General features: G+C 69.6%; 11 protein-coding genes and 1 pseudogene. 5 read left to right on the forward strand and 7 right to left on the reverse strand.

The genetic code is table 11. The annotated features are described in order from the left end of the window. The 3 genes and pseudogenes from D7W82_RS22770 to D7W82_RS40140 form a co-directional block, all read left to right on the forward strand. Window positions 1–513 (forward strand): annotated as a pseudogene (locus D7W82_RS22770) (hypothetical protein); the annotation flags it as partial. Window positions 514–611: 98 nt separating this feature from the next. Next, a complete protein-coding gene (locus tag D7W82_RS22775) occupies window positions 612–1,244 on the forward strand; it encodes a hypothetical protein (protein WP_147439472.1) in 633 nt (210 codons plus the stop codon). A 15-nt stretch (window positions 1,245–1,259) separates the two neighbouring features. Continuing rightward, window positions 1,260–1,778, forward strand: a complete 519-nt coding sequence (locus D7W82_RS40140) for a hypothetical protein (RefSeq protein WP_147439474.1) — start codon at window positions 1,260–1,262, stop codon at window positions 1,776–1,778. A 6-nt stretch (window positions 1,779–1,784) separates the two neighbouring features. Here the strand turns inward: D7W82_RS40140 and D7W82_RS22785 are convergent, their stop codons facing one another. Continuing rightward, window positions 1,785–3,041 (reverse strand): Hsp70 family protein, encoded by a 1,257-nt coding sequence (locus D7W82_RS22785; protein ID WP_120620362.1) that lies wholly within the window; start codon window positions 3,039–3,041, stop codon window positions 1,785–1,787. Window positions 3,042–3,200: 159 nt separating this feature from the next. On the opposite strand from D7W82_RS22785, the gene D7W82_RS22790 reads away from it, so the two are divergent. Beyond that, complete coding sequence (locus D7W82_RS22790; RefSeq protein WP_147439476.1) at window positions 3,201–4,058, forward strand: hypothetical protein; 858 nt, start codon at window positions 3,201–3,203, stop codon at window positions 4,056–4,058. Between the two features lie 98 nt (window positions 4,059–4,156). On the opposite strand, the gene D7W82_RS22795 is transcribed toward D7W82_RS22790, so the two are convergent. Continuing rightward, on the reverse strand, window positions 4,157–5,047 hold the full coding sequence (locus tag D7W82_RS22795; RefSeq protein WP_120620364.1) for an RNA polymerase factor sigma-32: 891 nt from the start codon (window positions 5,045–5,047) through the stop codon (window positions 4,157–4,159). A gap of 322 nt (window positions 5,048–5,369) precedes the next feature. Continuing rightward, window positions 5,370–7,493: a DUF4114 domain-containing protein gene (locus tag D7W82_RS22800; protein WP_233587881.1), complete on the reverse strand. Its 2,124-nt coding sequence runs from the start codon at window positions 7,491–7,493 to the stop codon at window positions 5,370–5,372. Window positions 7,494–7,582: 89 nt separating this feature from the next. Here D7W82_RS22800 and D7W82_RS22805 point away from each other — a divergent pair, with 89 nt between their 5' ends. Then, the gene (locus D7W82_RS22805; protein ID WP_120620365.1) at window positions 7,583–7,909 is read left to right on the forward strand and encodes a hypothetical protein; all 327 of its coding nucleotides are present in this window, start codon (window positions 7,583–7,585) and stop codon (window positions 7,907–7,909) included. A gap of 173 nt (window positions 7,910–8,082) precedes the next feature. Here the strand turns inward: D7W82_RS22805 and D7W82_RS22810 are convergent, their stop codons facing one another. The 4 genes from D7W82_RS22810 to D7W82_RS22825 form a co-directional block, all read right to left on the reverse strand. Further along, window positions 8,083–10,155, reverse strand: a complete 2,073-nt coding sequence (locus tag D7W82_RS22810) for a DUF4114 domain-containing protein (RefSeq protein ID WP_120620366.1) — start codon at window positions 10,153–10,155, stop codon at window positions 8,083–8,085. Between the two features lie 106 nt (window positions 10,156–10,261). Next, complete coding sequence (locus D7W82_RS22815) at window positions 10,262–11,149, reverse strand: CHAD domain-containing protein (RefSeq protein WP_120620367.1); 888 nt, start codon at window positions 11,147–11,149, stop codon at window positions 10,262–10,264. A gap of 6 nt (window positions 11,150–11,155) precedes the next feature. Then, entirely contained in the window at window positions 11,156–11,695 is a 540-nt protein-coding gene (locus D7W82_RS22820) for an inorganic diphosphatase (protein ID WP_120620368.1), read from the reverse strand. 90 nt (window positions 11,696–11,785) lie between these two features. Then, entirely contained in the window at window positions 11,786–12,286 is a 501-nt protein-coding gene (locus D7W82_RS22825; protein ID WP_233587882.1) for a hypothetical protein, read from the reverse strand. Window positions 12,287–12,368: the final 82 nt, after the last annotated feature.

The raw sequence follows: 12,368 nt of genomic DNA on the forward strand, positions 1-12,368 counted from the left end.
GGGCAGGGGGGCTCGTTCGACTTCAACGATCCGGCGGTGCAGCAGGTGTTGCAGGCAGGGCTGCCGCTGTTCGTGGGGTACGAGGCGACGGACGGCAGCGGGACGCCGGAGGGCGTGGAGCGGGGCGTGCGGCGCATCACGTTGCGTTCGACGGACACGCCCAACCAGAACCCGGTGATGCAGGACGTGCTGTGGAACGGCGCGCCGCTGTCCGGGCCGCTGCCGCTGGACGCGGAGGTGACGTTCACGCCGGTGCTGGGCGAGGGCAGCGAGGAGTCCTATTCCACGGCGGACGGGACGAGGACGGAGCAGGTCTTCTTCAGCTGGTTCGCGACGGGCGAGGGCGAGGTGGGGTCCTTCCGTTCGCTGGAGCCGGTGGACGGCAAGCCCGGCGACCCGACGACGACGTACACGACGGCCAAGACGCCCGAGCGCATCACGGTCTGGGTGGTGGCCCGAGACGGCCGCGGCGGCACGGACTGGACGACGCGCACGGTGGACGTGGGGCCCTGAAAGCCCGGGCCTTCATTGGGGCGTTGTTGGGCGTCCTGTGCCTGGATGGGTGTGTTTCGCCGCCGCCCCCCGGCGTTGTGCGCTTCGACTCCGCGCGCATGCCCGCCCGGCTGGATGGCCCGATGCCGGGGACGCCGCTTTTCAACACCGCGTGGGACGCGCTCCTTGCGGCCTGCCCCCTCATCCTTTCTCAACGCAACGCCACAGCGGGGAACGCAGGTGCGGCGAACTTCGACGTGCGTTGGCGCATGTCGAAGGAGTACTGCGCATGGCTGTATTACGTCCCGGATGACCGGTATGCGCTGAGCAAATTGGTGGAGAGCTCTGATGCCACCCGGAACCAGTTCGAGCAGGGGTGCAGGGCCCCCGCGTTCGTTCAGGACCCGCGCTATCCACCCGACAGCCTCAAGTACCTCTACTTCCTCCACAACCACCCCGCGACGCCCACCAACCTCTCGGAGCGGGACCTCGCCGCGCTGGCGAAGATGGCGCGGATCCACGGGGGATACGCCGAAACGAAGGCAGGACGGCTTCCCATTGGAATCGTCGCCTTCTTCTCCGCCGGTTCTTCTGGAAACTCCACGGGATGCGACGGGTTCTACGAGTACACCTACGGGAGTGCGGAAGTGGTTCGCTGGACGCCTGATGACGAAGGCCGTTGGCGCCGGACGCAGGCCGGCACTGTCACCTGGGACAGCGAGACGGAGTTCCGGTTCGTCCCGACACGCTAGGCAGGAGCACCGCGGATGCCACGACTGACGAGCGCGATGCGTTGTGCAGGACTGGGCCTGAGCGGCGCGATACTGCTCCTGGCGGGCTGCCTGCGAGGACAGGGAGCCCGGCCCGCTGACTGGGAGGGAGACCGGAGCATCGCGTTCCCGCCGTTCTACGCGCAGTCAGCGGTACAGGTAGGGGGCGATGAGCAGACGTATGTGCTGGACGGCAACCTGCTCAGGGCTGTCCAGGTCGCCATGGAGGACTTCTTCCCCAAGCAGTCCAAGGACACGCCGTGCTGGGGAAGACCGGAGGCGTATCGCTACCGTGTCATCCGTCAGGGAGACGTCTTCTTCATCCTGATCCACGAGGCTTCGGATGCCTGTGGCAACACCTTCATCGGTGTGGACACCGGCGCACGCTACGCGGTCAGCCTCGACGGTCGAATCCTGCGGCGCAGCGTGGGGGCGGAGCCGGAGGCCTCACCGGTGCCTCCGGATGTGGATGCAGGAGTCCTGGAGGGGCCTCTCCTGGATGGTGGAGCCCCCTGAGAGGCTTCACCCCGTCAGCCACGCGGACGCGCGGCCCAGGCCCTCCGCCACGGAGGTGAAGGCGTCCGCCGTGCGCACGCGCTCCTCTCCGAAGCGCTTCACGTACAGCTCCCGCACCGCCGGAATCTGGGACGAACCGCCCGTCAAGAAGACCGCGTCAATGTCCCTGGCCTCCGGGTGCTTCGCCAACAGCCCTTCCGTGCACTGCGACAGTTCATCCAACAACGTGCGGCTCGCCGTCTCGAACTCCGTCCGCGTCATCGGCTCGTGCAGGTGGATGCGCGCGTCCTCGAAGTCGATGGTCGCCACGTCCTCGCTCGACAGCTTCACCTTCGTCGCTTCAATCGCCCGGAACAGCCGGTAGCCCAGGTTGTCCATCACCAGGTCGTAGAGCGCCTGGATCTCCGCCGGGCGGTCGCTCGTGTCGAGCATCACCTCCAGCAGCTCCTGCGTGGACTTCTCCCGGATGAAGGACATCTCGTGCCAGTTGAGCAGCTTCGCCAGCACGTGCTGCGGAATGGGCAGCCGCTTGTGGCTGAAGCCCTTCACCTTGTACGTGGACCCCGCCCCGAACTTCGGCAGCAGCTTGTGCCGCATGATCTCCGCGTCGAACCGGTCACCACCGATGCGCACGCCCGTGGACCCCACCACGTCCGGCTTGCGGTCCAGGTTCCCCCGCCGCGACGGCCCCAGCCGCATCAACGTCAGGTCCGTCGTGCCGGCGCCGAAGTCCGCCACCAGCACCAGCTCGTCCTTCTCCAGCCGCGCCTCGTACGCGAGCGCCGCCGCGATGGGCTCGATCAAAAACTGCACGTGCGTGAAGCCCGCGATCTCCGCCGCCTTGCGCAGCCGCTTCTCCGCCAGTGCGTCCGCCTCCGGGACCGGCGTGAAGATCGCGGGCCGGCCCAGCACCACCGCGTCCGGCGCCTCGCCCAGGTGCGCCGCGGCGGACTCGCGCACGCGGCGCAGCAGGATGGCCACCAGGTCCTCGATGGTGTACGTGCGCCCCTTCACCTGCGTCGCCCGGAAGGACGAGCTGTGCAGGAAGGACTTCACGGACTGGATGAACCGGCCGTTGTTGTCCTCCAGGTAGCGCTGGATGGCGTCCGCGCCCGTGAAGACCTCCCGCTCATCCTCCGCGAAGAAGAGCACGGAGCGGAACAGCCGGGGCTCCGGGGTGTGGGGCTGCAGCGGCAACACGGTGCCGTCCGGCAGGGCCAGGGCGGTGTTGCTGGTTCCGAAGTCGAGTCCGCAGGCGCGCATGGGGGGGCGCCCCTTATCGCCATTCTTCCAGACGCGGTAGCCCCAAAGTGAGCCCCCGCCGTGGGGCGTGCGGCCGAGCGGGCGCTCGGCGTGGGACGGCTTGGCGCTCCACGGGCCACCTCCATCTTTGCCCTGTCATCCCTTTGACAGGAGAACCCCATGAAATCGCGCGCAGCATGGCTGGGTGCCGGAGTGGCCGCACTGGTGGTGGGCACCACCGCCTGCCAGGACCAAGACCGCTCCCGCCAGGACACCGCGGAGAAGAACACCCCGGGACAGCGGGTGGAGCAGGCCCAGCTCCAGTCGGAGAAGGCCTTCGACGACGCACGTGACGCGCAGAAGGAGGCCTCCAGCCAGCAGCGCGAGGCCGCCCGCGCCCAGGAGGACGTGCAGCAGAAGCAGCAGGAACTTCAGGAGGCCCAGGCCAAGGCCCAGAAGGAGGCCCAGGAGGCCCAGGCCAGCCAGCAGCAGGCGCAGGCGCGCACCCAGCAGGCCCAGTCCGTGGCCCAGCAGGCCCAGGCCAGCGCCCTGGCCGCCCAGCGCCAGGCGCAGCAGAACTTCGCCACCCAGCAGCAGCAGGCCTCCAATGAGAGCGCCGCCGCGAACCAGCGCATCGCGGCCCCGGGCGCGCAGCAGCAGGCCGCGAACCAGGACGCCGCCACGCAGCAGGCCGCCATCGCCCAGAACTCGCAGCCCACCCAGGCCCAGGCGGCACCCGCCCAGGAGCAGCAGATTACCGGCGACGTGCTGAGCGCGAGCGCACAGGAGGTGCTGGTGAGCCAGCGCGGTGAGCCGCGGCTGCGCCTGAAGGTGGGCCCCAGCACGCAGGTGCAGGTGGACGGCCGGGCCGCGAGCGCCGCGGACATCCAGGAGGGCGCGCAGGTCCGCGCCTCCTACCGCACGGACGAGAGCAGCGGCCAGCCGCAGGCCCTGCGCATCGACGCCACGTCCCGCGCGCAGCCGGCCGCGCCCGCACCGGCGGAGAGCGGCGAGTCTTCACCCGGCGTGCCCCGGTAACCGCCGGCTCCGGACATGCCACGGCCCCGTGCCTTCGCGCTTCCCAACGCGAGGGGACGGGGCCGTGCCGTGTCGCAGCCTTGGGGATGCCCGCCGCGTTACGCGGCCAGCTCGGCCTGGTCCAGGCCGGCCTCGGCCATCAGGTTCGCCAGCTCCGCCTTCAGCTTGTCCTTGGCGCGGATCTCCAACTGGCGGGCGCGCTCGCGGGAGAAGCCGAAGTGCTCGCCCAGCTCGCTCAGGGTCATCTCCGAGTCGCTCATCACGCGCTGCTCGATGATGAAGCGCTCGCGCGGATCCAGGCGCATCAGCGCGCGCTGCACCAGGTTGCGGGTGAGGCCCGCCTGCTGCCGGTCGGCGACCTCGTCCGCGTGGGACGCGGACTCGGACTCCACGAAGTCCAGGTGCGTGGCGTCGCCGTCCTCGCCCACCGGCGCGTCCAGGGACAAATCCCTGCCGCCCATGCGCTGCTCCATCTCACGCACTTCCGAGGGCTTCACGTTCAGCTTCTTGGCGATTTCGTCCGCGTTGACGATGTGGCCGCCCTCGCCGGCGCCCAGCTTCTCCAGCTCGCGGCGCGTGCGGGCCAGGCTGAAGAACAGCCGGCGCTGCGCCTGCGTGGTGCCCAGCTTCACCAGGCTCCAGTTGCGCAGCACGTAGTTCTGGATGTACGCGCGGATCCACCACACCGCGTAGGAGATGAGGCGGATGCCCTTCTCAGGGTCGAACTTCTGCACCGCCTTCATCAGGCCGATGTTCGCCTCCTGGATGAGGTCGGACATCTTCAGGCCGTAGGAGCGGTACTCGTACGCCACCTTCACCACGAAGCGCAGGTTGCTCGTCACCAGGCGGTGGCCCGCGGACAGGTCGCCCGCGCGGAAGGCGCGCGACAGCGACTGCTCGTCCTGCGGGTTCAGCAGCGGGTACTGGTTGATCTCCGAGAGGTACGTGGAGAGCGAGTCGGCGGAAGAGAAGGAGTTGGAAGCCTGCATGGGGGTCTCTCTCGGGGAAGAGGGCGGTGTGTGTGACCGCCGTTTGCTGCGACGGGGAGACCTTTAGCAACGCACGGGCCAATGCCAGCCGACAGGCAACCTCAATGATTCCAGGGTGTTGCGCGAAACAGCCGCAATGCTTAGGGCGGAACCCGGCACTTTTTACAGCGTGGGGTTCCGACACTTCTTCCGGGTGCCCCGGAGGGAGGGTTGCCTGCCCTGCGACCCGGGCACAGGGCGGATCACATCCAGCAGGGATGTGGTCACGCCCCGGCCCCCACACCAGGGGGCCAGGGCGGCGGATGTCCGGAAAGTGGCGGCGTCAGGGCACGACAGGCCCGGACTCGTAGCCGATGTCCACGTTGTTGATGGTGAACTGGCAGGGCGCTTCCCCTCCGGGCAGGAAATCCGCCTTCCAGCAGAGCTGGTGGCCGGGAGTGGCGGACACGTCGATGAAGGCATCGCGGTTCCAGTCGAACGTCACCGGATGCCACGTGGGAGCGGGATTGCGCACGCACAGGCCCGTGGCGAAGCACAGGCTGCAGTCGGTGGCCACCCGGTAGCTGATGGTGGCCGGCGAGGGGCAGGTGGGGGACAGGGTATCGTCCTTGTGCATGTATACCTGCTGGATGGCGCAGCTGGAGTCCTGAGGGCTCAGCACGTTGGAGCGCACCTGGGAGGACTGGGCCGCCCCACTGCTCACCAGGAAGACGACGTCGTTGAAGTCCCGGTCGCCTCCGCCAGGGAGGTCCTCGAATGCCAGGAGCCACTGTCCGGATCCGGGGCCTGTGGCACCGAGCATGGCGTGCGCCATGTTGAGGTTGCCCGGCGCGGCGACGGTCGAGGCGGTCTTGGGCAGCGAGATGCTGCCGTAGGCGTAGGTGTTGAGCCGGGCCCGGGTGTCGAAGTCCAGCCACCCGCACAGCTTCTGGGAGGTGTCGGCCAGCATGCAGGCGTACGGGGACGACGCTGGGGAGTACGGGTTGCACGCCTCGGTGTAGTCACAGCCGATGTTTCGGGACGCGATGGGGGACTGGCCCCGGAAGTCCTGGTCCAGGTTCCAGGCGGCCTTGGAGAAGTACACGCTGATGGGCGTCTTCAGGTGCAGGGTGCACTTTCCGCTGCTGTCCTTGCGCAGACAGGGAAAGACCGTGTCGTTGTCCACGTTGTGGAACGTCTCGTAGGCGGTGATGAGGAAGAAGATGACCTCCCGTCCTCCCTCGATGACGCCCAGGTCCACCGTGCGGTCATAAGTGGAGATGCCCGGATTCGGGTTGGAGGTCCGGGGAAGGCCGTGGGCGTCGTAGGCGGAGACGTCGTAGTCGGGGACGCCGTCGTTATCACCCGACAGGTCGCTGACGGCGCCGAGCCCCAGGTGGGTGCTCTTGTCGGAGTCGTCGTCGGCCAGCAGGAACACGAGGTGGCCCAGGCCCAGGTTGTCATTGGAGGCATGCGCGGGCTCCAGCAGGTTGGGGATGTGCGCGAAGAGGCCGTTGTCGGACCAGCCGGTGCCGGCCGACGTGGTCGGGCTGCTCCCCACGACGTCGACGGAGATATCCTCCATCAAATGGCCGGGGCGGGCATCCGTCAGCCACTGGTTGGGATTGAACGCGGAGGCGCAGGTCGCGTTGAGCGTCAGCTCCGGCTGTCGGTAGGTGAAGCCTCCGGACGTGAAGGTGTTGGTGCAGCGGGGGCTCACGCCGATGTGCCGGCGGGCCTGGGGGCCCGTGGTGGGGGCCAGGTTGTAGAGGTCTTCGTGCAGGTCCGCGATGCCGTTGCCATTGCCATCCACCAGGTTGCCCTGGGCATTGACGTAGCCCCGCGAACGCAGGTCGTCCATGTACAGGTATCCCAGCGAGTGGCTGGCGCCGGAGCTTTCGTACACGAAGCTGATGGTGACGCGCTGGTCGCTCGGGAACACGAGCGGGTCCAGGGTCGTGGGTGTCCACTGCTGGGTGGTGGCCCGCAGCGTCCGCTGTGGGGTGATGGTCACGTACTGGAGTTGGTCGAACCCCGCGGCCGTGAAGGCGGGCTGACGGTCCGCGTAAAGGTCCTGGGGGACGCTGAACTCGAAGGCCGCCGTGGTGGACAGGCCGTAACCGTTTGTCACGGTAGCGATGACGGGCGCGCTGCCTTCGGCCAGGCACGCGGGCGCGGTCCAGCTCCGGCTGCTGCTGTTCGCGGCGTTCGACGGCGTACCCAGCGTGCCCGCGCTCGCGCTCCAGGAGAACGTCAGCGCGCTGCCCTGCGGGTCCGTGGCCTGGACCTGGAGCTGCGCGGTGCTCCCCGGCTCCATGACCTCCGTGGACTGCGAGGCCCCCGTGAGCTGCGGTGGCAGGCGCACCGCCTTGGGCCCACCGGCCGCATGGGCCGGACGTGGCGAGGGAATGACAAACAACGCGCTCCCGGCCACGAGGGCCAGGAGACGGGAGGGATTCGGGTGCAAGGACAGACTCCTCGGGATGAAGATGGCTCCCAGGGTCTATCAGAAATAACAAGGAAGGCGGTTCTGTCGGATTGTGTCAGGCTTCACCCATGAAGACGACCCGTCTCCCCTTGCTCCTGGCGCTGTCCCTGGTGTTTCCGCTCGCGGCCTGTTCGACGGCGCGGGCGACATCGTTCTCGCTGCCCATGGAGCGGGCCACGGAGTGCCGGCAGCTGTGCGAGCAGATCGACATGCGGATGAGCGCGGTGGTCATCATCATGAACTCCGCCGGCTGCGTCTGTGAGCCGAAGCCGGCGGAGGGAACGCACGCGGCGCTGACCGGCGCCGCCGCGGCGTCGGGCGGTGCCATCATCCGCGCCGCCGCGGACGCGGCGCAGCACGCGAACAACAACACCGCCACGACGTACAACCGCTAGCCGAGCGAGTGGCTGGCGCCCGCGGACTCGTGGACGAAGGTGATGTCCAGCGACTGCGTGAAGTCGAAGTCGAACAGCGCCTGCGTGGACAGGCCGTACCCATGGGGCACGGTGCCCAGCACCTGGGGCGGGCCGTTCGCCAGACATTGGGGCGCGGTCCACTCCAGGGTGCGTCAGGGATTGAGCGGTGCGTACTCGTAGCCCACGTCCACGCGGGTGATGCTGCTGGTGCAGAAGCCATTCGCGGGGGCGAGGACCGCCTTCCAGCAGGGCTGGGTGCCCGGGGTGCTGGAGACGTCGATGACGGCCTCGTCGTAGCCGTAGCGCAGCGTGAGCGGGTGCCAGGTGGGCGTGGGGTTGGGCAGACAGGCTCCGCCCCAGCACACGCGGCAGTCGGTGGCCACCGCGTACTGGATGGGCGCGGGGTCGCACCCCGGGAAGTAGCCGTCGTCCTTGCGCAGGCGCATCCGGGACACGGTGCAGCCCGTCTCCTCGGGGCTGGAGGGCCGGGCGGCCAGCGACGGGGAGCGCACGACCCCCGTGGAGACCGGGCTCACCAGCTGGAGGACGACGTCGTTGTAGTCCCGGTCACCGCCGCCGTTGAGGTCCTCGAAGGCGATGATCCACCGGCCCGGCGTGACGAGGGAGGGATGGGACAGGACGTGCGGCATGGGGGCCCCTGGCTCGGTGGTGACTTCGACGAGCCCCTTGGGGAAGTGGTTGTTGCCGTAGTCGGGCTCCAGCAGGCGCTCCAGGGCCTCCTCGGGGAGCCAGCCACACAGCCTCCTGCCCTGGCTCGGCAGGTAGCACCCGTCGGGGTATCCGGAGGGGGCGTAGCAGCTCTCACTGTACGCACAGCCATTGGCGCGGGCCGTCACCTGATACTGACCCACGGGGTCCTGATCCATGTTCCACCGCGACTTGGAGAAGAACACGGAGATGGGGGACCTCAGGTGCAAGGTGCACTGGCCGTTGGGGGCCTTGCGCAGACACGGATGGACCAGGCTGTTCTCCGGGTCGTGCACCGCCTCGATGTTGACGACCAGGAAGAAGACCAGCTCCCGGCCGCCCTGGATGCTCCCCAGGTCCACCCGCCGGTCCGCCAGCGTGAGGCCCGGATCCGGGTTGGTGCTCCGCCGCAGGCCCCGCGCGTCGTAGGCGGAGACGTCGTAGTCGGGGATGCCGTCAGAGCCGTAGTTGTCGGTGTCCGGGACGGCGCCCAGGTTGCGGTGGGTGGTCCGCTCCCAGTCGTCGTCGGTCAGGAGGAACACGAGCTGTCCCAGCCCCTTGTCTCCATTCGCGGGCGCGGCCGGCTCCAGCAGGTTGGGGATGCGCGCGAAGAGCCCGCCGTCGGAGAAGCCAGGGTTGGAGGTCGAGAGGCTCGGGGGGGCGTCACGCCCGATGACGTCCGTGCTCACCTGGAGATGATTCCCAGGGCGGGCATCCCGCAGCTCCTCTCCCGAGGAAAAGGTGTTCGCGCAGTTCGCGTCGAGCGCCAGCTCGGGCTGGTTGAGGAGGAAGCCCCTGGAACTGAAAGACCGGGTGCAGCGCCGGGCCGCCCCGATGTACGGACGCGCCTGGGCCCCCGTGGTGGGGGCCAGGTTGTAGAGGTCCTCGTGCAGGTCCGCGATGCCGTTGGCGTTGGCATCCACCAGCTCCCCCACGGCGTCCACGTAGCCCTTGCGCTGGAGGTCGTCGACGTAGAGGTAGCCCACGGCATGGCTGGCGATGGAGTCCTTCTGCACGAACATCACGCTCAGCTGCTGGTCCGCCGGGAACACGATGGACTCCGAGGGCGGGCGCGCCGGGTCGGGCACGGTGATGCGTCCGTCCACGAGCGTCACGCTGTCGAACTGCTCGAAGCCCTCCGCGCTGAACGCGGGCTGGCGGTTCTTCCCCAGGTCCTGCAGGACGCCGAGGTCGAACGCCGCCGTCGAGGACAGGCCCAGACCGTTGGTCACCGTGGCCTGCACGGGCGGCGTGCCTCCGGAGGCCAGGCACAGGGGCGCCGTCCAGTTCGCGCGGCTCGTGGTCGCGTTGCCCAGCGGGGTGCTCAGGCTGCCCGCGGCGGCGCTCCAGGAGAACGTGAGCGGGCTGCCCTGGGGGTCCTCCGCCTGGAGGCCCAGCCGTGAGACGCCGCCCGCCTCCAACTGCTGGGGCGTCAGGGTGAGGGTGGTGATGCGGGGTGGCTCGGCGGCGCTCGCGGGCCGCGAGAAGGAAATGACACACAGGAGGCCCCCGGCCACATGGGCCAGGAACCGGATGGATTTCGGATTCAGGACGTCCCCCTCGTTCAGTGACGCGACGAGGAACGTATCAGCCAGGGCTGTCCTGACCGGAGCGGCCGGGGTTTCAGGTCAATGCCTTGCGCAGCCGCTTGGGGATGGCCTCCGCGTGCCAGCGCTGCACCTCGCGGGCGATTTCAGCGGACCGCTCCGCGCGCTCGTCGCGGGCCTGGGGCAGCAGCTTGCGCGCGGCCTTGCGCTGGCCGGGCGGGGCCTCCGCGGCGGCGCGCTCGAAGAGTTCCAGGCGCACGTCCGCGTCGTGCAGTTCTCCCAATCCGTCCTGGAGCGGCACCAGGACCTCCAGCAGCGCACCCACGGTGCGGCGGAAGGCGGGCTGGAAGATCTCCAGTTCGTAGCGCAGCTTCTTCAAGTCCTTGCGCAGGGCGTGCGCGGAGGCGGCGTCCGGGGCGTCCGCGTAGCGCTCCAGGCGCTTCTCCACGCGGCGCAGGCGCTGGCGCAGGTGGCTGCGCACGCGCTTGCCGGCGAAGCGGCGGGGGTCCTCCAGCGTGTCCACCTTCTTCAGCAGGCGCGGCACGGTGCGGTCCGTCCAGCGCTCCAGCTCCGCGCGCAGCTTCTTCTCCCGGGACTTCAGGCCGGACAGGTGGGACTCGCGCAGGCCGGCCAGCGCCTTGCTCGCGTCCTTCTTGCCCTTCGCGGCGGTGTCCAGCCACTTGTCCTGGACGTGCAGGTCCCTCACGTCGCCCAGGGCGTCCTGGAGGCGCTTCACGTCCGCCTCCAGCCGGGTGAGCTTGCCGGTGGCCTGGAACACCTGGAGCGCGGCGCGCAGGCGGCGGGTGGCCACGCGCATGTCGTGCACGCCGTCCTCGTCCAGCTCACCGTCCAGCTGGGCTTCGGGGTGGCGCACGTCCGCGAGCCGGCCAGCGAGGATGCGGCGGGCGGCGTCGCCCAGCGCGGTGTCGGGGCCCAGGCCCCGGATGGGAGTGGGAGGGGGCATGGCGGGTCAGTCCTCCTTGAGGGCGTACTGCTGGACCATGCGCTCCGCGGCGTCCGGGCCATCCCAGCCGAGGATGCGCGCGTCCTTGTCCGCGAAGTGCACCACCGCGAGGAAGAAGTGCTCCAGCTCCTCGCGCTCGCGCTGGGACAGGTCCTGGTAGGAATTGAGGTCGTCCGAGCGGGTGGCGTTCACCGGGACGAGCAGCAGGCGGTCATTGCGCTCGCGCTCGCCGTTCGTCGCGCCCTTCGGCTTCTGGTCCACCAGGAGCACGCCCAGGGGCCGGCAGGGCAGCACCACGCCGGGCCAGGTGGGCACGTCCCAGTACACCAGCGCGTCCAGCGGATCTCCGTCCGGGCCCTGGGTGCTGGGGATGAAGCCCCAGTCGAACGGGTACCGGAAGCCTCGCGTCAGCGGCCGGGACAGCGTGAAGGCCTGGAGCTTCGAGTCGTATTTCAGCTTCACCGTCGAACCGCGGGGCGACTCGACGACGACGTGCAACGCATCCTGTTCGCCGCGCAGGGGCAGGCGGGTGAAGTCGGTGGCCATGGACCCCCAGGCTGGGGTCGCCCCTCCGCCTCCGGCAAGTGCCCCCATGACGGGAGTTTCACTCGCCAACCCTGGCGCGGCCTTCGCGCGCTAATGCAGGGGCGGGCCCAGGGTCAGCGCTGGCTGACGGCGCGCCACCAGCTTCCGCGTGGCGCGGGCCGCGGCCAGTCCCCCCAGCGTGTACCAGGCCACCGTGAGCAGTGACGTGGACGGGCGGGCCTGGGACGGCTTGCGGCCCAATCCCAGCTTCGGCGGCAGCACCACCGCGCCCAGGCCGGCGAGCAGGCCCAGCGCGGCGCCGCGCAGGTACGGCCGCTTGGGGCGGCCCAGGGCCACGAGCGAGAAGAACAGCCCGTTGGACAGCAGGTCCCCCGCCAATGTCTGGCGATGCAGCTGGCGCCCCTTCGCGGGCTCGCCGCCGAAGAAGCGGATGCCCTTCTCCAGGGAGCGCATGCCCAGGACATCCATGCGCGGCGGGTGCTTCAACACGCGCCGGGCGCTCTCGTGCACCAGCGTGAGCGCGGCGGCGCCGACGAGGCCAGGACCCAGGGCTCGGAACACGATGCGGGGCGGAGCGGCAGGTTCGATCATGCCTTCCAAGCTAGGCACCGCGCGCACGGGATCGCCGCCCACGGGCGCCTGCCCGCCTGCCTGACGTGCGGTTGTGCCCGCG

Source organism: Corallococcus sp. CA049B (genome assembly GCF_003611685.1).
In the GTDB taxonomy this organism is placed as follows: domain Bacteria; phylum Myxococcota; class Myxococcia; order Myxococcales; family Myxococcaceae; genus Corallococcus; species Corallococcus coralloides.